Raw genomic sequence first — 23,415 nt, forward strand, 5'->3', positions numbered from 1 at the left:
TTCCTCTGCTTTAGCGGCGGCGGCCGGCACGGCCGCCCTGGGCGGGTCGCCCGGGCACGGCGTGGACGCCCTGCGCCTGCTGGTTCTCCCGCTCGGCGTCCCAGCGGGCGTACGCGTCGACGATCTCCCCCACCAGCCGGTGGCGGACCACGTCGGAGCTGGACAACTGGGAGAAGTGCACGTCGTCGACGTTTTCCAGGATCTCCCGGACGACCCGCAGGCCGCTGCTGGTCCCGCCGGGAAGGTCCACCTGGGTGATGTCACCCGTCACGACGATCTTGGAGTTGAAGCCGAGCCGGGTGAGGAACATCTTCATCTGCTCGGGCGTCGTGTTCTGCGCCTCGTCCAGGATGATGAACGCGTCGGAGAGCGTCCGGCCCCGCATGTAGGCCAGCGGTGCCACCTCGATCGTCCCCTGGGCCATCAGCTTCGGGATCGTCTCCGGGTCGAGCATCTCGTGCAGCGCGTCGTAGAGCGGGCGCAGGTACGGGTCGATCTTGTCGTTGAGCGTGCCGGGCAGGAAGCCCAGTCGCTCACCCGCCTCCACCGCCGGCCGGGTCAGGATGATCCGGTTGACCTGCTTGGCCTGCAACGCCTGGACGGCCTTCGCCATCGCCAGGTAGGTCTTGCCGGTGCCGGCCGGGCCGATGCCGAAGACGATGGTGTGGGTGTCGATCGCGTCGACGTACCGCTTCTGACCGAGCGTCTTGGGACGGATGGTGCGCCCGCGACGGGAGAGGATGTTGAGCGTCAGGACCTCGGCGGGCCGCTCGGCACTGCCCTGCTCGAGCATGCCGACGGTACGCCGGACGGCGTCAGTGGTCAGGGTCTCGCCTTTCTCGATGAGTTCGAGCAGCTCACTGAAGACCCGCTCGGCAAGGGCGTTGTCCGCGGGGTCACCGGTGATGGTGATCTCGTTGCCGCGAACGTGCACGTCACTGTTGACCGAGCGTTCGACGAGTCGGAGGATCTCGTCGCCTGCGCCGAGCAGATCGACCATGATCTTCGAGTCGGGCACGGTGATCCTGGTCTGCACCCGGGGCGGGCCGGGAGGTGGGGTGCCGGTCATAAGGTGGGCCGAAGGGCCCTGCGCACCTGCTCTCGATCTCGGCGCCGGCCCTGCTGGCACGGCGTGCGGACGTTACACCCATCGTATCTGTTCAACGTGGGGCGCATCGCGCCCATTTCCGCTGGCCGCGATCAACTCCCGGCCCGGAAGTCGTACCTGTCGAAGGTCTCCTGGTGACGGGTGAACCGGTACGTCGCCCAGTGCATCCGGACCACCGCGCCGGCCCCGTCCCGGGTCAGTCGCAGCAGCTCGCCGGCCTCCCGACCGGAGACCGTGCGGAACACGTCCGGCTGGTCCGGCAGCGGGGTGAAGATCGCCGGCGGTCGTCCGGCCGGGTCACCGACCCCGCGCGCCCGCAGGGTGCCGTCGTGCCAGGAGAAGACGTACTCGTAGCCCTCTCCCCACCAGCGGCCGAGCGCACCCCGCAGGGCCGCCGGAGCGGGTGCGCCCGGCCGCCAGGGCTCGATCTCGGCCGGGTCGTGCTCGACCGCCGCCGCGAGCAGCAGGTGCGGCAGGTCGAGCACCTCGGTCGCCGTGCCGGACGAGCCGAGCACGGCGGCGCCCATCGCGCCGGCCGTGCCCTCGCCTCCGCGACGGCCGTACACGGCGGCGAGGAAACCGGGCATCGCCCCGTCGTGCCCCACGTGCACCACCCGCTCCCCCTGCGGGACGAGGATCAGCCCGAGCCCGAAGCCCGCGCCCCAGAGCGTCTCGTCGGTGGTGGTCACCGGCCAGCGCATCTCGTCCAGGGTGGCCGGGGCGAGGACCGCGCCGGCCGGGTCCAGCGCCGCCGGGTCGGCCAGGAACGCCGCCCAGCGGGCCATGTCGGTCGCGGTGCTCCAGAGCTGGGCGGCCGGGCCGACCGCACCGAAGTCGGTGGGCGGTTCCGGGCGCGCCTCGTCGGAGTACGCGTCGACCAGGAAGCCGGTGGCCGCCGTCGGCCGTGGGGTCACGGTGGTGTCGGCCAGCCCCAGGGGCGTCAGGATCCGCTCGGTGAGCGCCCGCGCCCAACTTTCGCCCCGAAGCCGGGCGACGAGCTGGCCGAGGACGGCCAGGCCCAGGTTGGAGTAGTGGAACCGACGGCCGGTCGGCAGCACCCGCTCGGCCCGGTCCAGCTCCGCGACCAACTGGTCGGCGTCCGGCGCGCGCAGCCTGTCCCACACGTCGCCGAACGGCTCGCGTTGCAGGCCGGCGGTGTGCGACAGCAATCGGCGCACGGTCAGCTCGCCGTGTGCCGGGAGGTCCAGGTGCCGGCCCACCGGGTCGTCCAGGTCCAGCAACCCGTCGTCGCGGCACTGCAGGACCAGCGCCGCGGTGAACGTCTTGGTGACCGAGCCGATCCGGAACTGGGTGCCCGGCCCCAACGGGCTGTCGGTGCCGGTGTCGCCGACGGTGCAGTTCCAGAGCGGGCGGTCGGCCCGGTGCAGCGCCGCCGACACCGCCGGCACCCGGGCGTCGGCCTGCACCCTGCGAACCAGCCGACCCAGGCGCTCGTCCACCCGGGCGTCCGGCGCCGGCCCTGCGCTCACGCCAGGTTCCGGGCGAGCATCGGACCGAGCGGCGCGCCACCGAGCAGGTGCACGTGCACGTGGAAGACCTCCTGGCCGCCGTACGCGCCGGTGTTGAACATCAGCCGGAAACCGTCGCCGAGCAGGCCCTCGTCCTCGGCCACCGCGGCGGACGTCGCCAGCACGTCGGCGGCCAGCGCCGGGTCGCCCTGGGCGAGTGTGGCGACGTCGGCGTAGTGCTCCTTCGGAATGACCAGCACGTGCACCGGCGCCTTCGGGTCGATGTCACGGAAGGCGAGCGTGGTGTCGGTCTCCCGGACCACGGTGGCCGGGATCTCCCCGGCGACGATGCGGCAGAACAGGCAGTCGGATCCCATCGGGGCAGTGTAAAGACCAACGGGCCGGGGGCGCTCCGGCGCGGCACGCGCCGCCGGCGGCGTTCGCAGCGAAGAGGCGGCTGAGGCAGGATGGCCGCCATGACGGATCGAGCGGTACTCGTGACCGGGGCCTCGCGCGGGATCGGCCGGGCGGTGGCGACGGCGTTCGCGGCCAGCGGCGACCGGGTGGCGATCCACCACCGCGACTCCGCCGACGCGGCCGAGGAGCTGCGCGCGCACCTGCCGGGCGCCGGACACGTGGTGGTCCGCGCCGACCTCACCGACCCGGACGCGGTCCGGGCCATGGTCGACCGGGCCGCCGAGCTGCTCGGCGGGCTGGACGTGCTCGTCAACAACGCCGGGACGTACGGCGACCGGGACGATCCGCACCCGATCTTCGGCGCCTCCTACGAGCAGTGGCAGCAACGCTGGCAGCTGGTGCTCGCGACCAACCTGACCGGCGCCGGCAACGTCACCTGGTGCGCGGCCCAGCACATGCGGGAGCGCGGCGGTCGGGTCGTCAACGTCTCGTCCCGGGGCGCGTTCCGCGGCGAGCCGGACCAGCCGGCGTACGGCGCCAGCAAGGCGGGGCTGAACGCGCTGGGCCAGTCCCTCGCGGTGGCGCTCGCGCCGTACGGCATCACGGTCGCCACGGTCGCGCCGGGCTTCGTGGCGACCGACATGACCACCGAGCACTTGCGCGGCGAGCAGGGCGCCGCCATCCGGGCGCAGAGCCCGTTCGACCGGGTGGCCGAGCCTGCGGAGATCGCCGCCGCGGTGCACTGGCTGGCCTCGCCGCAGGCCGAGTGGGCCTCCGGCACGATCGTCGACCTCAACGGCGCCTCCTACCTGCGCAGCTGAGATCGGCAGATCACCCAGCAGGGAAGGTGGTTCGCGGCACGAGGCGGGTAAGTCTCACCGACATGGCCGACTCCGCGCTGCTGGACCTCACCGCCGACTACCGGGTGGCCGATGGCCACGACGACGACCCCGTCCTGCTCCGCCCCGACGGCACGCCCGTCGAGACCTGGCGCGAGGACTATCCGTACGACGAGCGGATGGACCGCGACGAGTACGACCGCGACAAGCGACTGCTCCAGATCGAGCTGCTCAAGCTCCAGGACTGGATCAAGGAGTCCGGTGAGCGCCTGGTGATCCTCTTCGAGGGTCGGGACGCCGCCGGCAAGGGCGGCACCATCAAACGCTTCATGGAGCACCTCAACCCGCGAGGCGCGTCGGTGGTGGCGCTGGCCAAGCCGGACGAGCGGGAAGCCGCCCAGTGGTACTTCCAGCGGTGGCTGGCACATCTGCCGGCCGCCGGCGAAATCGTGCTGTTCGACCGATCCTGGTACAACCGGGCCGGCGTCGAGCGGGTGATGGGCTTCTGCTCCCGCAAGGAGTACCTGGAGTTCCTGCGGCAGGCCCCGGAGCTGGAGCGGATGCTGGTGCGCTCAGGCATCCGGTTGGTCAAGTTCTGGTTCTCCGTGTCCCAGAACGAGCAGCGCACCCGGTTCGCGATCCGCCAGGTGGACCCGGTGCGCCAGTGGAAGCTGTCCCCGATGGACATCGCGTCACTGGACCGGTGGGACGAGTACACCGAGGCCAAGGAGGCCATGTTCTTCTGGACCGACACGGCCGACGCGCCGTGGACGGTGGTGAAGAGCAACGACAAGAAGCGCGCCCGGCTCGAGGCCATGCGGCACGTGCTGCACCGTTTCGACTACGCCGGCAAGGACTCCGAGGTGGTCGGCACTCCCGATCCGCAGATCATCGGGCCGGCCGGGCTGGACCTGACGCCGGAGGAAGAGGTCGTGCCGGTGTTCCCCCGCCCCTGAGGGCATGGTTCCTCGTCTTTGAACGTTGGTCGTGTAATCCGTCGGTGGCGCGCTATTTCGGGGGCACCATTGCTCACAGCGGGCCCAGAACCTCCTCGGGCGACGCATCCAGCGAGAGTGTCTCGAGCACGCTGAGCAGCTGACGCTCCTCGTACCGAAAATGGCTCTCCATAATGGCTGCGGCGCCCTCGAGGTGACGACCCAACTCGGCAACCGGTGCGGCCCGATCGACCGCGGCCCGCAGTACGCCGAGTAGGTGCGCGATCATCGAGTGGTCCTGGGTGAGGTTGCGGAGCACGGGCTCCAACTCGGGATGAGCCGCCTTGATCGCCGGAAATAGGCGGTGGTCCTCGGCCCTGTGATGTCCGTCGAGGGCAGCGCAGAAGCCGTGGCAGTACAGCAGCAGCTCACGTGTGGCCGCCTCCGCGGAGCGACCTTCGGCAACTGCGGTGCGAGTGAGGTCAAGTGCTTCGCGCAGGCGCACGTGCACTTCGCGAAGCTCGCGGCTCCAGGCGATCAGCCTGGTCGTCTCGCGCTCAGTCACGCGAAGACGAAGGATGGGACGTCAACGTCGTCGGTCTCCCTCGGTCGGGCGCCTCCATGCCTGACACGGTCTGCCACCGGCACGCGACGCTGGTCGAAACTAAACCCATTGAGATCAGCTGATCCTCGGTAGCGAACCTGAGCCATGTTCTGTGCTCTCGTGTCGAGGATAGTAAGTCCGCAGCATGGACGGGAGCGCTGCGTTGCCGCGGGGACCACTGAGCCGGGATTGACACGCCCGGGTGGCAACCGCGTGGGCGGCGGGCATCATGTGGCGTTGTGGGTCAGGTCCGCCGCCGCGTGGGGAGCAACGGGCTGACTGCGGCAATCGTCAGGGCGACTCCGGCCGCTATACCGGAAACCAGTGCGTATCCAGAGGCCAGTGCGTCGGGCGGGGCGCTCGCGCTGTCGTTCGCGGCGGCGCGGGTGGCGGCCGCGGTCGCGTACACCGCAAGTGCGATCGAGCCACCAACCTGGCTGGCGGTGTTGGCCAGGCCGCCGACGATGCCGGCATCACCCGACGAGACGTCGGCGGTCGCTGAGGCCATCAGGGTCGGGAAGACCAGGCCGATGCCGATCGCGACGAGCAGCGTCGGCCCGAGCACTCCGGCGGCGTAGTGACTGTCGGCGTCGGCTTGGGAGAGCCAGGCGAAGCCGGCCACGAAGCATGCGCACCCAGTCAAGATGAGCGCGCGGGCACCGCTCCGGAGAAACCAGCCGGTGGCGAAGCGGGCGACCACTACGAACATGACTGCGGCGGGGGTCTGTCCGAGCCCGGCGTCCAATGCGCTGTACTGCAGCACGTTCTGCATGAACAGCGAGGAGAAGAACCACATCGCGATGGCGATGCCGCCGAACAGCAGAAGCATCGCGTTGCTGACGGCCACGTTGCGGTTCCTGAACAGCCGCAGTGGCATCATCGGGGCCGCGACGCGCTTCTCGACCACCAGGAACACGGCGAGCAGGACCACGCCGGCCAGGATCGGCGGCATCACCCGCGGGGAGCCCCACGCGTGATCGGCGGCCTGCATGACGCCGTAGATCAGCGACGCCAGGCCGGCCGTGCCCGTGATCGCGCCGAGCAGGTCGAGCGATTCGCGGCGGAGCACCGGTGCCGCGGTCAGCGATGTGGCCACCAGGAGCAGCACGATGCCAATCGGCACGTTGATCAGGAACACCCACCGCCAGGAGAGCCCGGAGGTCAGCACGCCGCCGGCGACCGCGCCGACCATGCCGCCGACGCCGCCCGCCGAGGACCACGCACCGAAGGCCCGGGCGCGCTCCCTTCCTTCGGGAAAGCGAGTGTTGATCACTGCGAGGGTGGCCGGTGCCAGCATGGCGCCGCCCAGGCCCTGAGCGACCCGGGCACCGACAAGCAGCTCTGGCGTGTGGGCCAGGCCGGCGGCCAGGCTGGCCAGCGAGAACAGGCCGAGGCCGGCCACCAACATCCGGCGGTGCCCGAACAGGTCCGCCGCACGGCCGCCCAGCAGCATGAACCCGGCGAACGTCAGAACATAGCCATTGACCACCCAGGCCAGCCCGGTGTCGGTGAACCCCAGGTCACGCTGTACGGAAGGCAGGGCGACGTTGACGATCGACACGTCCAGCACGACCATGAACTGGCAGGCGCAGGCCAGCGCGAGGACCAGCCAGGCAGGCCCGGCGTACAGCTTGGTCCCCGGATTCTCGGTACGGATACTCGTCATCTTTTCCTCCGAAGCAGGGTGACTGCTCACGCCGCTGCGGAGCGGCTCGGGACGAGGACGTCGCCGCTAAGCCGGGCGGCGAAATTGGCCAGACGCTGCCCCTGGTAGCGAGCGGCCCCGAGAGCCGCGGCGTCGGCACCCTCGCTGCCGGTCGCGACGGTGCCGTAGGGGTTGCCGCCGGCCGCGTAGACGGTGGCGTCGGTGAAGCCGGGCGGGATGATGACCGAGCCCCAGTGGTAGAAGACGTTGCCGAGCGCGAGGATGGTGGCTTCGCTGCCACCGTGCCGGTTATAGGCCGAGGTGAAAGCCGTGACCGCCTTGTCGGCCAGCACGCCCTCACGCCACAGGCCGCCGGCCTGGTCGATGAACTGCTTGAGCTGCGCCGCCGGCGTGCCGAAGCGGGTCGGCGTGCCGAACGCGAACGCATCAGCCCAGGCGAGGTCGTCGAGCTCGGCCACGGGCACCGACTTGGTGGCGTCGGCGTGCCGGCGCCACAGCGGATTCTGATCGATCGCCTCATTCGGCGCGAGCTCGGCCGCCCGGCGCAGGCGCACCTCCGCGCCGGTGGTCATGGCCCCGTCGGCAACGGCCTGCGCGAGGGCATGCACGGTACCGGTAGAGCTGTAGTAGATGACTGCGACCTTCACCGTCATGTTGACTCCTTGGTAGCGTTAGTTATGCGCTTAATCATTAGGCAGATAATGTTATGCGCATAACTAATGCCGCTGTCAAGGAGGTTCCGTGGATTACGAGTACGCCGACGCCCTGAACCAGGCGATCCGCCTGCTCAGCCTGCGTCACCGGGCCAGGGCGGCGCACCTGCTCGCCTCGCTCGGCCTGCACGTCGGCCAGGAGGCTCTGTTGCTGGAACTCGACCGGAGTGGCCCTCGCATCCAAGCGCAGCTCAGCGAGGCGCTGGGTTGTGAACCACCCAGCGTCACGCTGATGACCCGGAAGCTGGAGGCCTCCGGCCACATCAAGCGCACACCCGATCCGGCCGACAAGCGCGCCACCGTCGTCGCGCTCACCGCCAGCGGCAAGGCGCTGGTCGGGCAGATCCAGCAGCTTTGGCTCACCCTTGCGGAGGAGACGATCCGCGACCTGCCCGCCGAGATGCTCGAGCAACTGCCCGGCATCCTGCACACGATGTCCACCAACGTCAGCGGCAAGCTGCCCGCTTGACCGTCACGCCGTGCGAGAGTCCGGCGTGCCGCGGTCGGTGCCTGGCGCACGTCATCGCTGCCGTACAGCGGCGCTGGACCACGACTCCGGTATCCGGATCTGGAGCCGAGCGCGCGGAGACACGGTCGCGCGTCGTTCCCTGTTCGCCATGACCGCCGACCTGGGGGTGGCCGGCACTGACCGTCACAAGCAGGCCGGCGCGACCGCAGGAGCGGGTTACCAGCGACCGAGGCGGGTGGCCAGCACGCTGAGCGCCGCCACGCCGGCCGTCGAGGTACGCAGCACGGCCGGGCCGAGCCGCACGACTCGCCCGCCCGCCTCCCGGAGGGCCGTCAGCTCGGCCGGAGCGATGCCACCCTCGGGGCCGACGACCAGGACGATCTCACCGCTGGGCGGCAGCTCGGCGGTGCTGAGCCGCTCCTCGGCCTCCTCGTGCAGCACGAACCCGGCGGCAGCACCGGCGATCCGGCGGGCGACGGTGGCGGTGGACTCGTCGGGCGCGCCGGCCACCACGGGCAACCACGGCCGGCGGGCCTGCTTGGCGGCCTCCCGAGCGGTGGCCACCCACTTCTCCCGCGCCCGTACGCCCCGGTCGCCGCGCCACTGGGTGACCGAGCGGGACGCCGCCCAGGGCACGATCTCGTCCACCCCGACCTCGGTCATCGCCTGCACCGCCAGCTCACCCCGGTCGCCCTTGGCGATGCCCTGCACCACCACGATCCGGGGGACCGGCGCGTCCGCGTACCCCCGGGAGGTGATGGCGACCTCCAGGCTGCCCCGGCCGACGGCGGTGACCACGGCGGCGGCCGTGCCGCCCCGACCGTCGGCGAGCAGCAGTTCCTCGCCGACCCGCAGCCGCTGCACGGTGGCGGCGTGGTGCCCCTCCGGGCCGTCCAGGGTCAACGCGTCACCGGTGGGCAGCGCCTCGACCAGGAACAGCGGCGCGGACACCTCAGGCGTGCCCGTTGAACGCGTCGCGCATCCGCGAGAAGAAGCCGCCCTGCTTGGATAACTCGGCGACCTCCTCACCACGGGTCTTGGCGAAGTCGCGCAGCATCTTCTCCTGGTCGGGGTCGAGCTTGGTCGGGGTTCGCACGTCGAGGTGCACGTAGAGGTCGCCTCGGCCGGTGCCGCGCAGATGTGGCACGCCCCGGGCGCGCAGTCGCAGCGTGCTGGCCGGTTGGGTGCCGGCCTTGACGTCGACCGTCTCCTCGCTGTCCAGCGTCTTGATGGTCAGGCGGGTGCCGAGCGCCGCAGCGGTCATCGGCACGGTGACCCGGCAGTGCAGGTCGTCGCCCTTGCGGGAGTAGACGTCGTGCGGACGCTCGTGGATCTCCACGTAGAGGTCACCGGCGGTGCCGCCGCCCGGGCCGACCTCGCCCTGCTGGGCCAGCCGGATCCGCATGCCGTCCTCGACACCGGCCGGGATCTTGACGGTCAGCGAACGACGGGTGCGCACCCGGCCGTCGCCGGCGCAGGTGGGGCAGGGGTGCGGGATGGTGGTGCCGTAGCCCTGGCACACCGTGCACGGCCGGGCGGAGACCACCTGGCCGAGGAAGGTGCGCTGCACCGACTGCACCTCACCCCGGCCGGCGCACGCCTCACAGGTCGCCAGGTGGGTGCCGGCGGCCGTGCCGGCGCCGGAGCAGGTGGTGCAGAGCACAGCGGTGTCGACGGTGATCGGGGCCTCGACGCCGAACGCCGTCTCGTGCAGGTCCAGTTCGAGGCGCAGGATCGCGTCGGCACCCGGGCGGGTCCGGGGACGGGGACCGCGCGCCCCACCGGCCGCGCCACCGAAGAACGCGTCCATGATGTCCTGGAAACCGACGAACGGACCGGCACCACCGGGGCCACCCGGGCCGCCGGCGCCACCGCCGCCCGGGGCGAGCGGGTCGCCACCCAGGTCGACGATCTGCCGCTTCCGGTCGTCCGAGAGGACCTCGTACGCGGCGTTGATGTCCTTGAACTTCTCCTGAGCCTCCGGGTCCGGATTGACGTCCGGGTGGAACTGGCGCGCCAACTTGCGGTAGGCGCGCTTGATCTCGTCATCGGAGGCTTCCCGGCTCACACCGAGAATGCCGTAGTAGTCCCTGGCCACTGCGTTCCGTGTCCTCATGTTCGTCTCGCGTTGTGCCGGTCGGCGGCCGCAGCCGGCCGCATCGGCCCTGACCAATCAGTTCTGGGCCAGCAACTCGCCCACGTAGCGTGCCACGGCGCGCACCGTGGCGATATTGCCGGGGTAGTCCATCCGGGTGGGACCCAGCACCCCGAGGCCGCCGACGATCGTGGCGCCCGGGCCGTACCCGGTGCTGACCACCGAGGCGGCCCGCAGGTTGTCGAACTCGTTCTCGTCACCGATCAGCACCCGGGTCGTGCTCGGCTCGGTCTCACCGATGAGCTTGAGGAGCACGACCTCCTCCTCCAGCGCCTCCAGGATCGGCCGTAGCGAACCCTGGAAGTCGAGCAGGCCGCCGCGGGTGAGGTTGGCGGTGCCGGCCAGCGCGATGCGTTCCTCGTGCCGCTCGACAAGCGTCTCCAGGAGCACCGTGGAGAGCGTGGTCATCGCCGGACGCAGCTCGGACGGCGCCTCCTCGACGAGCGCCTGCACCAACGGTGGCGTGTCGGACAGCCGCGCGCCGGCGAGCTTCTCGTTGACCAGCCGGCGCAGATCGGTGACGTTGTCGGCGGGCACCGGCCCGGGCAACTCCACCAGCCGCTGCTCCACGCGCCCGGTGTCGGCGATCATGACGAGCATCAGCCGGGTGGTGGAGATCGGCACCAGCTCCAGGTGCCGAACCGAGGAGCGGGCCAGGCTCGGATACTGCACGACGGCCACCTGCCGGGTCAGCTGGGCGAGCAGCCGGACTGTGCGGTGCACCACGTCGTCGAGGTCGACCGCGCCGACCAGGAAGCGCTCGATCGCCCGACGTTCCGCCGGGCTGAGCGGCTTGACCCGGGACAACCGGTCGACGAAGAGTCGATAGCCGCGGTCGGTGGGCACCCGGCCGGCACTTGTGTGCGGCTGCCGGATGTAGCCCTCCTCCTCCAGCACGGCCATGTCGTTGCGGACCGTGGCCGGGGAGACCCCGAGTTGGTGCCGCTCGACCAGCGCCTTGCTGCCGACGGGCTCCTGGGTGGAGACGTAGTCCTCGACGATCGCGCGGAGCACAGCGAGTTTCCGGTCGTCGAGACCCATCCTCCGCACCTCCTGTCGCACGTCGGCCGCCGGCGCCGTGGCCCCGGTCGGGCCGCCCTGGCACTCGACTGTAACGAGTGCCAGTCTACGTCGGCGTACCCGCCAGCGCGATGATCAACGGCCGCCCACTGGTGCGGCGTTGCCACGGACCCCTACCGTGACACCCATGACTGAACCTCCTCGCCCTCCCGGCGCGGGTGACCCCGGCAACTACCCGCCGGAGCCGACCTCTCCCAGCTCGTATCCGTCGGCTGAGCCACCCACCGCACCACTGTCCGGGGCGCCTGGCCCGGGCGGCTATCCCCCGGCCGGTGGCTATCCGCCGCCCACCGGTGACCAACCGTCGTCGGGCGGCTACCCCCCGGCTGGTGGCTACCCGCCGCCCGGAGGCTATCCGCCGGCCGGCGGTTACCCGCCGCCCGGTGGCGGATATCCGACCGGCGGCGCCTACGGCGGCCCCGGTGGCGGTTTCGCCAGCAACGAGGACAAGACCTGGGCGCTCGTCGCGCACTTCGGCGGTGCCGCCGGGATGATCCTCAGCGGCGGGGTGCTGGGCTGGATCGCGCCGCTGGTGGCGCTGCTGGCCCGGGGAAACCAGTCCCCGACGGTGCGGTCGCACGCCGCGGCGGCGCTGAACTTCCAGCTCATCTGGTCGGTCGTCGGCCTGGTCGGCTGGGTGCTGTCCTGCATCCTGATCGGCTTCATCGGGGTCGGGGCGGCCATCATTCTCGGCGCTGTGTTCGGCATCATCGCCGGCATCAAGGCCAACGAGGGCCAGCTCTACCGCTACCCGCTCTCGGCCAGCTTCATCAAGTGACCCGCTCCGGCCGCTCCCCCGGCCGGTCGGTGCCCCGCTGCCCCGGTCCGGGGCGGCGGGGCTGGCTCAGGGCAGCAGGTCGCGCACGACCGCGTCGGCGAGCAGCCGCCCGCGCAGGGTGAGCACCGCCCGACCGGCCTTGTACTCGTCGGCGGCCAGCAGGCCGCCGGCCAGCGCCCGCTCGGCGCCGGCCCGCCCGGTGGCGTCGAGCACCGCCAGCGGCAGGCCGCTGGCGAGCCGCAGCCGGAGCATCACGTCCTCCATGTGCGCCTCGTCGGCCGTGAGCACCTCCCGGGCCAGGCCGGGAGACGTGCCCGCAGCCAGCCGCTGGGCGTACGCCGTGGGGTGTTTGACGTTCCACCAGCGCACCCCGCCGACGTGGCTGTGCGCCCCCGGCCCCAGCCCCCACCAGTCCGCGCCGGTCCAGTAGAGCAGGTTGTGCCGGCACCGGGCGTCGTCGGTGCGCGCCCAGTTGGAGACCTCGTACCAGGAGAGCCCGGCCGCGTCGAGCGCGGCCTCCGCGGCCAGGTAGCGGTCCGCGGCCACGTCGTCACTGGGGTACGCCAGCTCGCCGCGCCGCATCCGGGCCGCGAGCCGGGTGCCGTCCTCGACGATCAGGGCGTACGCGCTGACGTGGTCCACTCCGGCGGCCACGACCTGCTCCAGTGAGGCGGCGAAGTCCTCGGGCCGCTCCCCCGGGGTCCCGTAGATCAGGTCCAGGTTGACGTGCTCGAATCCGGCGTCGCGGGCCTCCAGGGCGGCGGCGGTGGCGCGGCCGGCGCTGTGTCTGCGGTCCAGGATCGCCAGCACCCCCGGGGAGGCGGACTGCATGCCCAGCGAGATCCGGGTGTAGCCGGCGGATCGCAGCAGCTTCAACGATTCCGGGGTCACCGACTCCGGGTTGGCCTCGGTGGTCACCTCGACGTCGGCGGCCAGCCCCCAGGTGCGGTCGATGCCGTCGAGGATGCGGGCCAGGTCGTCGGCGGGGAGCAGGGTGGGTGTGCCGCCGCCTACGAAGACGGTGTCGACCCGGGGCGGCGGGTTGTCGCCGAGCACCCGGGCGGCGAGCGCCAGCTCGGCCAGGACGGTGTCGGCGTACCCCTCGCGGCTGGCACCGCCACCCAGCTCGGACGCCGTGTAGGTGTTGAAGTCGCAGTAGCCGCAGCGGCTGGCGCAGAACGGCACGTGCACGTAGACGCCGAAGCCGCGCGCGCCGACCGCCGTGGTGGCGGTGGCGGGCAGCGATCCGTCGACGGGGACGGTCTCACCATCTGGAAGGACGCCGGGCATGGCCACTAGTGTGCCCGGCATGACCTCTCCCGACGTCCTCGTGCGGGTCGCCACGGCCCGTGGGGTGACCACCCTCACCCTGGACAGCCCGCGCAACCGCAACGCGCTGTCCACCGCCCTGATGACCCAGTTGCTGGCCGGGCTGGGCGACGCGGTCGCCGACGAGACGGTCCGGGTGATCGTGCTGGACCACACCGGCCCGGTCTTCTGCTCGGGCGCGGATCTGAAGGAGACCGCCGCGGCGTACGCCAGTGGGACGGTGCCCGCCGGGATGCTGGGCGACGTGCTCGCGGCGCTCTGGGAGTGCCCGAAGCCGGTGCTGGCCCGGGTGGGCGGGCCGGCGCGAGCCGGTGGGCTGGGCCTGATCGCCGCCGCCGACCTGGCGGTCTGCGCCGACGAGGCGACGTTCGCGTTCACCGAGGTGCGGATCGGGGTGATCCCGGCGGTGATCTCGGCGACCGTACTGCCTCGGCTGCAGGCCCGGGCCGCCGCCGAGCTGTATCTGACCGGAGACACCTTTGACGGCCGGCGGGCCGCCGAGATCGGACTGGTCACGGCCAGCGTGCCGGCGGACGGCCTGGACGACGCGGTGCGGCGGTACTGCGACTCGCTGGTGCGTGGCGCACCGGGCGCGTTGGCCGGCGCGAAGGAGCTGCTGCGCCGGCCGAGCACCGCCGAGCTGCGTGGCGAGCTGGCCCGGCTGTCCGCCCTGTCGACCGGGTACTTCCTGTCCGACGAGGGACGCGAAGGGGTCACGGCCTTCCGGGAGAAGAGATTGGCTCGATGGGTGGCCGCTCTGGACGAGGGCTCCGGCGAGCACGCCGGGTAGGCATGGTTGTCCGCGCGCCCTTTGCTCTGCTTCAACCGGCGCACCACTTAGGGCGTCTGAGTGTTGCGTCCGTTGGAGCAGAGCAAAGGGCTCGTCCGGTGGGGTCACCAGGCGGTCGCGCCGCCGTCGACCGGGTAGTTCGCCCCGGTGATGTACGACGCCCGGTCGGAGGCCAGGAACACCACGAGTTCGGCGACCTCCTCGGGTTGGGCGAACCGCTTGAGCAGCGTCTTGCCGGTGATCGCGTCTCGCGCCGCCTGGTTGTCACCCAGGTCGCGTTCACTCGCCGGGCTGATGATCGGCCCGGGGCTGACCGCCACCGCGCGGATCCCGTGCGGCGCGCCTTCGAGCGCGAGCTGTCGGGTCAGGCCGATGACGCCGGCGTTGGCGGCGGTGTGACCCACCATCGGGGGGACGTGACCGGCGATCAGGCCGGCCATGGAGGCGGCGTTGATGATGACGCCGCCGCCCCGCTGGACCAGGTGCGGCCAGGCGAACTTCGACACGAAGTACGGAATGTCCAGTTCGCCGGTGATGGTGTACCGCCAGTCCTCGACGGAGAAGTCCGGCATCGGGCCGAAGCGGAGCGCGGCCGCGTTGTTGTAGACCACGTCCAGCCCGCCGTAGACCGCGGCGGCCTCCTCGACGAACGTTCGCACCTGTTCCGGGTCGCTGAGGTCGACCGGCGCGATGCCGGTCATCTCACCGCCGGCGGCGCGGACGAGTTCGACCGTCTCGTCGTTGCCGGCGACCTGGATGTCGGCTCCGACGACCTTCGCGCCTTCCCGCGCGAAGATCTGCGCGGAGACGCGTCCCAGACCGCCGCCGGTGCCGGTGACGAGCACAGCCTTGCCGTCGAGCGTTCCCATGGAACTCCTCCTTGCTCCGTGACCCGGCTCGGTCGCATCGCGTACCACCGGACGGGCCAGCGATTGACATGTCAACCGTAGTAACTCCTTGACCGGTCAACCACTTCCCTGCCCGGTCGAGGCGGTGACGCGCGCGACAAGCCGGCGGCCGAGACGCCGGGTGCCCGCCACCTGGCCAGCGACAACCGGCACCACACGCTTGGATTGTCGTTGAGTCAGGGTGGGCGGGAGAGCCATCCGGGCAGGTGAGACCGCGCCCGCAGCGGGAATGTGCTCGATCGGAACGCGTCGGTGGAGCCGACCCCGAACCGGGACGGAGCCGCCGAGCCGGCCTCGAACCCGCTCGGACGGTCCGTTCGGCGCGACGGGGACGTACGCTTGGCAGACTTGTCGATCTGGGGGTGTGGGTGCGAACTCGGGCAGCCGTTGCGGGTGGAGTGGTCCTCATCCTCGTCGCCGTGATCGCGATCTGGCTCGTCGTACGGCAGGTCGGGGGCGGTCTGCAGCTGCCGCTGTCGGCACGCAAGTGCACCGTGCAGGCCGACGGCCGGGTCGCCCTGGACGCCGACCAGATGGCCAACGCGGCCACCATCGCGGCGATCGGCGCCCAGCGCGGCATGCCCGAGCGGGCCGTCGTGGTCGCGCTGGCCACGGCGTACCAGGAGTCCGGGCTGCGCAACCTCGCCGACGGCGACCGCGACTCGGTCGGCCTCTTCCAGCAGCGACCGAGCCAGGGCTGGGGCACCCCGGCGCAGATCCGCGACCCGCGCTACGCGGCCAACCGGTTCTACGCGGCGCTCAAGAAGGTCCGCGGCTGGGAGAAGATGCGGGTCACCGACGCCGCCCAGCGGGTGCAGCGCTCGGCCTTCCCGGAGGCCTACCAGAAGTGGGCCGACGACTCCGAGGTGCTCAGCCGGGCACTGATGGGCGACGCCACCGGCGCGGTCGCCTGCACGGTGGGGCGTACCCCGGTGATGCACGGGGCGGCGGCGGCCACCCAGCTCACCCGCAACCTCGTACTGGACTGGGGGTTGAAGGGTCTCGACCCGAACGACCCGACCGGCCTGACGGTGACTCCGGGTGATCAGCGCGATGGCTGGCGGTACGCGCACTGGCTGGTCTCGCACGCCCAGGACCACGGGGTGAAGCGGGTCCGCTTCGGCGACCTGGAGTGGACCGCCCGGGGCGGCACCTGGGGTCGGGTGGACGAGCAGCAGAACTCCGCCGCCCGGGTGGTGGCCGAGGTGTTCGACGAGGGCTGACCGGCCCCGGATCTCTTAACCGGCAGTCACCGCACAATCGGACAAAGAGCCACAAGAGCGTCTCTCGATCACAAAGATCTCACTGTGCGCAGCCCTCCCGCTGCGGGGGGTTCCGGCTTGGTCCCCCACACGCAACACGCCCTCCCCGAGGCCTTGGCCACCGCGTTACGATCGGCGGCCTGTGCCAGAAAAGGTTTCACCTCATGGGGAGGGGTACGACGCGGTGTTCGATTACGGCGACCGGACCGGTTACGAACCGATCAGCGACACTGACCGCAAGGAGTTCCACGAGCAGGGCTTCCTCCTGCTGCGCAACGTCCTGACGGAGGACCACCGGGCGGCGCTGGAGGCGGCTGTCGACCGCGTCTACGCGGAGGAGCAGGCCAAGGGCACCACCAAGAAGGACGGCACCCTGCACCTGCTGGGGTTCCTGGAGCGCGACGAGCTCTTCGGCGAGCTGCTCACCCACCCGGTCGCCTTCCCGTACATGTGGGGGCTGGCCGGCTGGAACATCTACACCCACCACAACCACCTGGACGTCACCCCGCCGGCCGCCGAGCCGGAGAAGCCGTACTGGGGTTGGCACCAGGACGGGTACCGGCAGAACTCCGACCCGGAGACGATGGACCCGAACCTGCCCCGGCCGATGTTCTCGCTGAAGGTCGCGTACGTGCTGTCGGACCTCTCCGAGACCGGCCGCGGCGCCACCAAGGTCATCCCGGGCAGCCACCTGAAGAACTCGCTGCCCCGGCCGGCGGACCTCACCGTCCAGAACCCCGACCCGGAGGGCACGGTGGAGATCACCGCCAACCCGGGCGACGCCTTCATCTTCGACCGCCGGCAGTGGCACTCGCGCTCGACGAACCTGTCGACCATCACCCGCAAGATGCTCTTCGTCGGCTACACCTACCGGTGGATCCGTCCGCTGGACGAGCTGCACCCCGACGTGAACGGCGAGTGGTACCGCAACCGCACCCCCGTGCAGCGCCAGCTGATCGGTGAGGGCACCCACACCGCCAACTACTGGGGCATCAACTGGGACGGGTACGTCGACGACGAGATCCCGCTGCGCAAGGAGCTCAAGGAGCGCGGTCTGCTCGACCGCAACATCCCCTGGCTCCGCTGACCTGCTGCTCGTAGAACGGCCCTCTGCGACCGCTGCACCACGGCAGAGGGCCGTTTCGTGTCCGCGGGGACCCGACCGCTCGGACCGAGCCCGTTCCGACCACCGGAGACCGCACTGTCGGTAGCGTGGCGGGTGCGCAGGTCGGGGCGCCCCCGCCGGAGGGCGCGGGGTGGCACAGGAGGCAGTCGCAGTGACGTCCGCTCCGCTTCCCCGGATCCTCCGCCGCCGGGGCGAGCAGGCGTACCCGACCTTCCTGGAACTCTTCTTCGACCTGGTCTACATCTTCATGTTCTCCCGGCTCGCCGCCAGCCTGGCCGCCGACCTCACCGTCCGGGGTGCGCTACAGACGGCCGTTCTGCTGCTGGCCGCCTGGTGGGTCTGGGTGCTGACCGCGTGGCTCACCGACCTGTTCAACCCCCGGCTGCCGATCATCCAGGCGACCGCCCTGCTGGTCATGCTCGGCACCCTGCTGATGGCCATCGCCACGCCGTACGCCTTCGGCCGGTACGGATGGCTGTTCGTCGCCGCGTACTTCGGCATCCACCTGGTCCGGGACGCCGTCCTGATCCCCGGCACCCGGGTGAATCGCCCGATCCAGGCTCGGAGCATCCGGGTGTTCTTCTGGTTCGGCATCACCGTGGCGCCGTGGGTGGCCGGCGTGTTCGTGGACGAGACGGCTCGACTGGTGCTCTGGTCGCTCGCGGTGGTGGTCGACCTCGGCTCGGCGCGGTTCGGCTGGCCGACGCCGAGGCTGGGGCGTACCGAACTCGCCAGCCAGATCTTCACCGGGATGCACCTCACCGAGCGGCACCGGGCGATCTTCATCGTCGCGCTCGGCGAGTTGATCCTGAGCACCGGCATGGGGCTGGCCGACAGCGGGTTCACGGCCGGCCGGGTGGCCACCTGCGCGGTCGCGTTCGTCAGCGCGGTCCTGCTGTTCCAGCTCTACTTCCAGCGGGTCCAGCGGATCCTGGCCCCACCCAGCGTCGCGACCGTGGAGCGGGTCCGCCCCGGCACCTCCACCTCGTACAGCCACCTGGTGATGGTGGCCGGGGTGGTGTTGGTGTCGACGGGCACCTCGCTGGTCATTGATCGGCCGTTCGGTTCCGCGCCGGTCGGGTTGATGGCCACCATCCTCGGCGGACCGGCCCTGTTCCTGCTCGGAACCGTGCTGTTCGACGCCGTGGTGACCGGCCGGACCCTCTGGTCCCGGGTGCTGGCGATCGGGGTGCTGTGCGCCCTGCTGGCGCCCGCCACACTCCTGCTCCCGCCCCTGGCCGCCCTGGTGCTGGCGAACCTGGTGCTGCTGCTCACCCTGATCGGGGAGGGGCTGGCCGCGCGACACCATCCGGTCCGGGCCGCCGCGCCATGACGCGGCGCGGCCTGGTCACCCCAGCATCGGCGGTGCCGGCGCCCGCGCGTGCCGGCGGGTACTCACCAGGTTCGCCGCGGCGATCAGGAGCAGCACCGTCATGGCGAGCAGCGCGACCGTGACCGGCGGCAACAGGGGTGTGGTCGGTGCCAGGCACGCCAGCAGCACCACACCGGCCAGCCGGGACCGGGAGATCCGTCCGAAGACGGTGAAGTCGAGGACGCCCCGGCCGACCAGATACAACGCGGGGCTGCCGAGGATGACCGCCGCCCAGGAGGGCGGGGTCTCGCCCAGCGGGCGGCTCACCACGAGGTGGCTGGTGACCGCCGCGCCGACGATTCCGGCCACCATGACCAGGTGGGTTGCCGCCGCGGACTGGGTGAGCAGCGCCGGGTTCGTCGATCGGGCGATCGCGTCGGTCAGCAGCTCACCGGCACGGTAGATGTAGATCCGCCACATCAACACGACGGTGGCGAACACGACGAGCAGCGCCCAGCCACGCTCCAGCGTGTACTCGCTCGCGCTGAAGGTCGTGCCGGTGACGAAGATCGAGACACCGAGCGCGACGATGACGAACTGCCGGTACCGCTCCGCCACCCGGGCACCGACCAGCCGCCAGTCACGTGCTCGGGACCGACCGATCCGGGGCACCGGCCAGCCGAACACGGCTGCGGCATACTCGACGACGACAGCGAGCGCCCAGATCGCCAACTGCCCCGAACCGCCGACGAGCGCCCCACCGATCCAGCCGACGCCGGCGATGCTCTCCCAGATCTGGATCCGGATGCTGCGACGCGGCGGTCTCCTGATCGAGATGACCACGACGTAGTAGGCCGCGGAGCTGAGGTGGATCACCACGTACGTGGTCCCGAAGAGCAGCCCACGATCGCCGTACGCGTCGGCCGCGAGCGCGGCCAACAGCAGACTGGCCGACGCCACCCAGATGACCTGTCCCTGCCCGGACGGGCGGGTCAGGTCGATGCTGTCCGCCCCCCAGACGGTCAGCGCCCAGATCATCGTGAACGCGAGCAGCAGCACCACCGTCTCGGCGAGGCCGGTCCAGCTGAGGTTGTCGGCCAGTACGGTCGCCAGGGTGACAAGCGCGAAGATGTAGACGAGGTCGAAGAAGAGTTCCAGGAAGGCCGGACGCTCCAGGCCCGGATCGGGGGGTGACGCCGCCGTGGCATCGCTGTCCGTCGCCGTCGACATCGCGCTCCACCCGGCCCCCCGCAGCACGCCCCCGGTAGGGACAATACGGGCAACCGTCGGCCCCGTCCCCAGGTTCTCGCCGGCGGCCAGCCAGCCCGGAGCGGACTGTCGCGCGTGGTCGGGACCCCGCGTTCAGCCGCGGGAGGCGAGGCGGCGGCGGACCTTCTCCCGGATCGGTTCCGGCAGGTCCTCCGCTTCGAGCAGCCGGGGCAGCAGCTCCGGCTCCAGGCTGGTGGCCCGGAACACCTCGCCGATCGTCACACCGTGCGCGGGCCGCTCCACCACCTCGACCGGGTCACCCGGCCCGACCTCGCCCTCGCGCAGCACCCGCAGGTAGGCGCCGGGCATCGCCCGCGCGGTGAACCGCTTGATCAGATCCGGTACGCCCCAGAACCCCGCGAAGGTCGTGCAGGGCGTCCGCGGCTTGGTGACCTGGAGCAGGGCGGAACCGACCTGCCACTGCTCGCCGATCACCGCGCCGGTCACGTCGATCGCGTAGGTGGACAGGTTCTCCCCGAAACCACCGGGCCGTATGTCGCGGCCCAACTCGGCCGCCCACCAGGCGGCGTCCTCCTCCGCGTAGGCGTAGACCGCCTGGTCAGGACCACCGTGATGGGCTCGCTCGCCGATGAAGTCACCGACCACCCCGTCGGCGCGGATCAGCACCGGGCCGTCCACCGGCCGCTTGTCGATGCCGCTGCGACCGCTCGCGTCGCCGGCCCACTGCGCCTCGGTCACGATGCCGAGGTTCATCGCTGCCACCCTGCCCGTCATGACCGTCAGCCTAGGTGAATTCGCGTTGCTGGCTTGACCTTGACGCTGCGTCAACCCTCCATGCTGGCTGCCATGAGCATCCCTCCAACAACCGCTCAGGTCGAGCCGCCCGTGCTACACGTGCGGGGCCTGGAGAAGTCGTTCAAGCATCTGAAGGTGCTGCGCGGTGTGGACATCGACGTGGCGCGCGGCTCCATCTTCGCCCTGCTCGGCTCCAACGGAGCGGGCAAGACCACTGTGGTGAAGATCCTGTCCACGCTACTCAGGGCCGACGCGGGGACCGCCCGGGTCAACGGCTTCGACGTCGCGGCACAGGCCGCCGAGGTGCGCGAGTCGATCAGTCTCACCGGGCAGTTCGCGGCGGTCGACGAGGTCCTCACCGGGCGGGAGAACCTCGTCCTGGTCGCCCGGCTCAGGCACCGCCCGGAGCCGGGCACAGTCGCGGATGACCTGCTGAGGCGCTTCTCGCTGACCGAGGCGGGCACCCGGAGGGTGGCTACGTACTCCGGGGGTATGCGCCGCCGGCTGGACATCGCGATGAGTCTCATCGGGAACCCACCGGTGATCTTCCTTGACGAGCCGACAACCGGGCTGGACCCGGAGGCGCGCATCGAGGTGTGGCAGGCCGTCAAGGAACTCGCCAAGGGAGGTACGACAGTACTGCTCACCACCCAGTACCTCGACGAGGCGGAGCATCTCGCCGACCGGATCGCGATCCTGCACGAGGGCCGGATCATCGTGAACGGCACCCTCGACGAGCTCAAGCAGCTCCTCCCACCCGCGAAGATCGAGTACGTCGAGAAGCAGCCGAGCCTCGAGGACGTCTTCCTCACCGTCGTCGGCACCCGCACGAGCAAGGAACAACGATGAACAGGCATTTCGTCGGCGACACCGCCGTTCTCCTGGGTCGCTCGCTGCGCCACATCGCCCGCAGCCCGGACACCATCATCACCACCGCGATCATGCCGATCGCCTTCATGCTGCTGTTCGTCTACGTCTTCGGCGGCGCGATCGAGACCGGGTCCGACTCCTACGTCAACTACCTGCTGCCCGGCATCCTGATCATCACGATCGCCTCGGGCATCTCCTACACCGCCTTCCGGCTCTTCCTGGACCTGAAGGGCGGCATCTTCGAACGGTTCCAGTCCATGCCGATCGCCCGCTCCGCCGTGCTGTGGGCACACGTCCTGACCTCGCTGGTCGCCAACCTGATCTCGATCGTCGTCGTCATCGGCGTCGCCCTGATCATGGGCTTCCGTACGGGGGCGGGCGTGTCTGGCTGGCTCGCGGTCGCCGGCATCCTCGTCCTGTTCACCCTGGCACTGACCTGGATCGCCGTGATCCCCGGCCTCAGCGCGAAGACGCTGGACGGCGCGAGCGCGTTCTCCTACCCGCTCATCTTCCTGCCGTTCGTCAGCTCGGCCTTCGTGCCCACCGAGTCCATGCCCGGCCCGGTACGCGCATTCGCCGAGCACCAGCCGGTGACCTCCATCGTCAACGCGATCCGGGACCTGTTCACCCAACAGCCAGTCGGCGCCGATATCTGGATCGCTCTCGCCTGGTGCGCCGGCATCCTCGTTCTCGCCTACCTGTTCGCCAACGTCACCTACCGTCGCAGGATCTCCTGAACGGGGGAGCTGTTCGAACTGGGGGGCAGGATCAGGGCATGCTGACGATCGGCCAACTCGCGGCGTACGCCGGCGTCACGGTGCGGGCGGTGCGGCACTATCACCAGATCGGGCTCCTGCCCGAGCCGGAGCGGGACGCTTCGGGCTACCGGCGGTACGGCGCAACGGCAGTCGTGTCGCTCATCAAGATCCGCACTCTCGCCGACGCCGGCGTGCCACTGTCGCAGATCAGTCGGATGCTCGAAGCCGACGCCTCGGCCTTCGCCGAAGCGATCCGGACCATCGACAACCACCTGCGCGACGAGATCCAACGGCTGGAGAGCAGCCGCAGACACATCGCGCAGCTCACCGCCGGGGACAGCCTGGCGCTCCCACCGGAGGTCGCGGCCTATCTCGACCGGCTCCGGGGCATCGGGGCGTCCCAGCGGATGGTGGAGGCCGAACGGGACGGGTGGATCCTGGTCGCGGCGCGCTGGCCCGACCGCATCGTCGAGTGGATGCCCGGCAAGATCGCCCACCTCGATGATCCGCAGGTCGTCCGACTTTATCGGGTGCTCTCGGAGATCTTCGACGGTGACGAGGAGGACGACCCGCGGCTGGCGGAGGCCGCCGACATCATGGCCTGCCTAGCAGAGCAGGCGTACGCCGCCAGCGAGGTCATTCCCCGAGAGGACGCCGACGACGATCTCCCGCACGACCTGATCGACGCGCTCGCCGTCGAGTCCGACCCGCGTGTGCGGCGGCTGCGGGAGCTGATGCGCGAGCGCGGCTGGTCCGGATGGAACCGGATGGAGCGACTGCCGAAGTCGCCGCCCGACTGACC

At 70.9% G+C, this 23,415-nt stretch carries 24 protein-coding genes; 11 read left to right on the top strand and 13 right to left on the bottom strand.

Translation table 11 applies throughout. From position 1 onward, the window contains the following. Window positions 1-10 precede the first annotated feature (10 nt). The 3 genes from AB0C01_RS31375 to AB0C01_RS31385 form a co-directional block, all read right to left on the bottom strand. The gene (locus AB0C01_RS31375; protein WP_357244492.1) at window positions 11-1,069 is read right to left on the bottom strand and encodes a PhoH family protein; all 1,059 of its coding nucleotides are present in this window, start codon (window positions 1,067-1,069) and stop codon (window positions 11-13) included. A gap of 131 nt (window positions 1,070-1,200) precedes the next feature. Then, window positions 1,201-2,598 carry a serine hydrolase domain-containing protein gene (locus AB0C01_RS31380; protein ID WP_357244489.1) on the bottom strand — a complete coding sequence of 466 codons (1,398 nt, stop codon included), beginning with the start codon at window positions 2,596-2,598 and terminating at the stop codon, window positions 1,201-1,203. Continuing rightward, a complete protein-coding gene (locus AB0C01_RS31385) occupies window positions 2,595-2,954 on the bottom strand; it encodes a histidine triad nucleotide-binding protein (protein WP_357244486.1) in 360 nt (119 codons plus the stop codon). The genes AB0C01_RS31380 and AB0C01_RS31385 overlap by 4 nt, the downstream gene beginning before the upstream one ends. Window positions 2,955-3,053: 99 nt before the next feature. Here AB0C01_RS31385 and AB0C01_RS31390 point away from each other — a divergent pair, with 99 nt between their 5' ends. Further along, window positions 3,054-3,815 carry an SDR family oxidoreductase gene (locus AB0C01_RS31390; RefSeq protein ID WP_357572857.1) on the top strand — a complete coding sequence of 254 codons (762 nt, stop codon included), beginning with the start codon at window positions 3,054-3,056 and terminating at the stop codon, window positions 3,813-3,815. A 62-nt stretch (window positions 3,816-3,877) separates the two neighbouring features. Further along, entirely contained in the window at window positions 3,878-4,789 is a 912-nt protein-coding gene (gene ppk2 / locus AB0C01_RS31395; RefSeq protein ID WP_357244480.1) for a polyphosphate kinase 2, read from the top strand. A gap of 73 nt (window positions 4,790-4,862) precedes the next feature. Here ppk2 and AB0C01_RS31400 read toward each other — a convergent pair whose 3' ends face one another. From AB0C01_RS31400 to wrbA, 3 genes are all read right to left on the bottom strand, one after another. Next, window positions 4,863-5,333 carry a hemerythrin domain-containing protein gene (locus tag AB0C01_RS31400; RefSeq protein WP_357244477.1) on the bottom strand — a complete coding sequence of 157 codons (471 nt, stop codon included), beginning with the start codon at window positions 5,331-5,333 and terminating at the stop codon, window positions 4,863-4,865. A 283-nt stretch (window positions 5,334-5,616) separates the two neighbouring features. Further along, window positions 5,617-7,038: an MFS transporter gene (locus tag AB0C01_RS31405; protein WP_357572858.1), complete on the bottom strand. Its 1,422-nt coding sequence runs from the start codon at window positions 7,036-7,038 to the stop codon at window positions 5,617-5,619. Window positions 7,039-7,064: 26 nt separating this feature from the next. Next, window positions 7,065-7,691 (bottom strand): NAD(P)H:quinone oxidoreductase, encoded by a 627-nt coding sequence (gene wrbA, locus AB0C01_RS31410; RefSeq protein ID WP_357572859.1) that lies wholly within the window; start codon window positions 7,689-7,691, stop codon window positions 7,065-7,067. Between the two features lie 88 nt (window positions 7,692-7,779). Between wrbA and AB0C01_RS31415 the strand changes: the two genes are divergently transcribed. Continuing rightward, window positions 7,780-8,220 (top strand): MarR family winged helix-turn-helix transcriptional regulator, encoded by a 441-nt coding sequence (locus AB0C01_RS31415; RefSeq protein WP_357244468.1) that lies wholly within the window; start codon window positions 7,780-7,782, stop codon window positions 8,218-8,220. A gap of 216 nt (window positions 8,221-8,436) precedes the next feature. Here AB0C01_RS31415 and AB0C01_RS31420 read toward each other — a convergent pair whose 3' ends face one another. The 3 genes from AB0C01_RS31420 to hrcA form a co-directional block, all read right to left on the bottom strand. Next, window positions 8,437-9,171: a 16S rRNA (uracil(1498)-N(3))-methyltransferase gene (locus AB0C01_RS31420; RefSeq protein ID WP_357244465.1), complete on the bottom strand. Its 735-nt coding sequence runs from the start codon at window positions 9,169-9,171 to the stop codon at window positions 8,437-8,439. Window position 9,172: 1 nt separating this feature from the next. Next, entirely contained in the window at window positions 9,173-10,318 is a 1,146-nt protein-coding gene (gene dnaJ, locus AB0C01_RS31425; protein WP_172862226.1) for a molecular chaperone DnaJ, read from the bottom strand. A 75-nt stretch (window positions 10,319-10,393) separates the two neighbouring features. After that, a complete protein-coding gene (gene hrcA, locus AB0C01_RS31430) occupies window positions 10,394-11,416 on the bottom strand; it encodes a heat-inducible transcriptional repressor HrcA (protein ID WP_357244462.1) in 1,023 nt (340 codons plus the stop codon). A gap of 166 nt (window positions 11,417-11,582) precedes the next feature. Here hrcA and AB0C01_RS31435 point away from each other — a divergent pair, with 166 nt between their 5' ends. Next, window positions 11,583-12,233, top strand: coding sequence for a DUF4870 domain-containing protein (locus AB0C01_RS31435; protein WP_357244459.1), 651 nt, complete (start codon window positions 11,583-11,585; stop codon window positions 12,231-12,233). Window positions 12,234-12,299: 66 nt separating this feature from the next. On the opposite strand, the gene hemW is transcribed toward AB0C01_RS31435, so the two are convergent. Next, entirely contained in the window at window positions 12,300-13,523 is a 1,224-nt protein-coding gene (gene hemW, locus AB0C01_RS31440; RefSeq protein WP_357245175.1) for a radical SAM family heme chaperone HemW, read from the bottom strand. Window positions 13,524-13,542: 19 nt separating this feature from the next. Here hemW and AB0C01_RS31445 point away from each other — a divergent pair, with 19 nt between their 5' ends. Then, window positions 13,543-14,352: an enoyl-CoA hydratase-related protein gene (locus tag AB0C01_RS31445; RefSeq protein WP_357244456.1), complete on the top strand. Its 810-nt coding sequence runs from the start codon at window positions 13,543-13,545 to the stop codon at window positions 14,350-14,352. 104 nt (window positions 14,353-14,456) lie between these two features. Here the strand turns inward: AB0C01_RS31445 and AB0C01_RS31450 are convergent, their stop codons facing one another. Then, a complete protein-coding gene (locus AB0C01_RS31450; RefSeq protein ID WP_357244453.1) occupies window positions 14,457-15,221 on the bottom strand; it encodes an SDR family NAD(P)-dependent oxidoreductase in 765 nt (254 codons plus the stop codon). Between the two features lie 401 nt (window positions 15,222-15,622). Here AB0C01_RS31450 and AB0C01_RS31455 point away from each other — a divergent pair, with 401 nt between their 5' ends. The 3 genes from AB0C01_RS31455 to AB0C01_RS31465 all read left to right on the top strand — a co-directional run bounded on the left by AB0C01_RS31455 (window position 15,623) and on the right by AB0C01_RS31465 (window position 18,981). After that, window positions 15,623-16,483, top strand: a complete 861-nt coding sequence (locus tag AB0C01_RS31455; RefSeq protein ID WP_357572860.1) for a hypothetical protein — start codon at window positions 15,623-15,625, stop codon at window positions 16,481-16,483. A 223-nt stretch (window positions 16,484-16,706) separates the two neighbouring features. Beyond that, on the top strand, window positions 16,707-17,609 hold the full coding sequence (locus AB0C01_RS31460) for a phytanoyl-CoA dioxygenase family protein (protein ID WP_354979729.1): 903 nt from the start codon (window positions 16,707-16,709) through the stop codon (window positions 17,607-17,609). A gap of 190 nt (window positions 17,610-17,799) precedes the next feature. Then, on the top strand, window positions 17,800-18,981 hold the full coding sequence (locus AB0C01_RS31465) for a low temperature requirement protein A (protein WP_357572861.1): 1,182 nt from the start codon (window positions 17,800-17,802) through the stop codon (window positions 18,979-18,981). Between the two features lie 15 nt (window positions 18,982-18,996). Here the strand turns inward: AB0C01_RS31465 and AB0C01_RS31470 are convergent, their stop codons facing one another. Further along, on the bottom strand, window positions 18,997-20,190 hold the full coding sequence (locus tag AB0C01_RS31470) for a low temperature requirement protein A (protein ID WP_357572862.1): 1,194 nt from the start codon (window positions 20,188-20,190) through the stop codon (window positions 18,997-18,999). A gap of 132 nt (window positions 20,191-20,322) precedes the next feature. Continuing rightward, window positions 20,323-20,943 carry an MOSC domain-containing protein gene (locus AB0C01_RS31475; protein ID WP_357245173.1) on the bottom strand — a complete coding sequence of 207 codons (621 nt, stop codon included), beginning with the start codon at window positions 20,941-20,943 and terminating at the stop codon, window positions 20,323-20,325. Between the two features lie 93 nt (window positions 20,944-21,036). Between AB0C01_RS31475 and AB0C01_RS31480 the strand changes: the two genes are divergently transcribed. The 3 genes from AB0C01_RS31480 to AB0C01_RS31490 are packed head-to-tail and all read left to right on the top strand — an operon-like array spanning window position 21,037 to window position 23,413. Further along, entirely contained in the window at window positions 21,037-21,834 is a 798-nt protein-coding gene (locus tag AB0C01_RS31480; RefSeq protein WP_357244439.1) for an ATP-binding cassette domain-containing protein, read from the top strand. Next, complete coding sequence (locus tag AB0C01_RS31485) at window positions 21,831-22,592, top strand: ABC transporter permease (protein WP_357244436.1); 762 nt, start codon at window positions 21,831-21,833, stop codon at window positions 22,590-22,592. The genes AB0C01_RS31480 and AB0C01_RS31485 overlap by 4 nt, the downstream gene beginning before the upstream one ends. Window positions 22,593-22,630: 38 nt before the next feature. Beyond that, window positions 22,631-23,413 (top strand): MerR family transcriptional regulator, encoded by a 783-nt coding sequence (locus tag AB0C01_RS31490; RefSeq protein ID WP_357244433.1) that lies wholly within the window; start codon window positions 22,631-22,633, stop codon window positions 23,411-23,413. Window positions 23,414-23,415: the final 2 nt, after the last annotated feature.

The sequence above is a fragment of the Micromonospora sp. NPDC048905 genome (assembly GCF_040649655.1).
Classification (GTDB): domain Bacteria; phylum Actinomycetota; class Actinomycetes; order Mycobacteriales; family Micromonosporaceae; genus Micromonospora.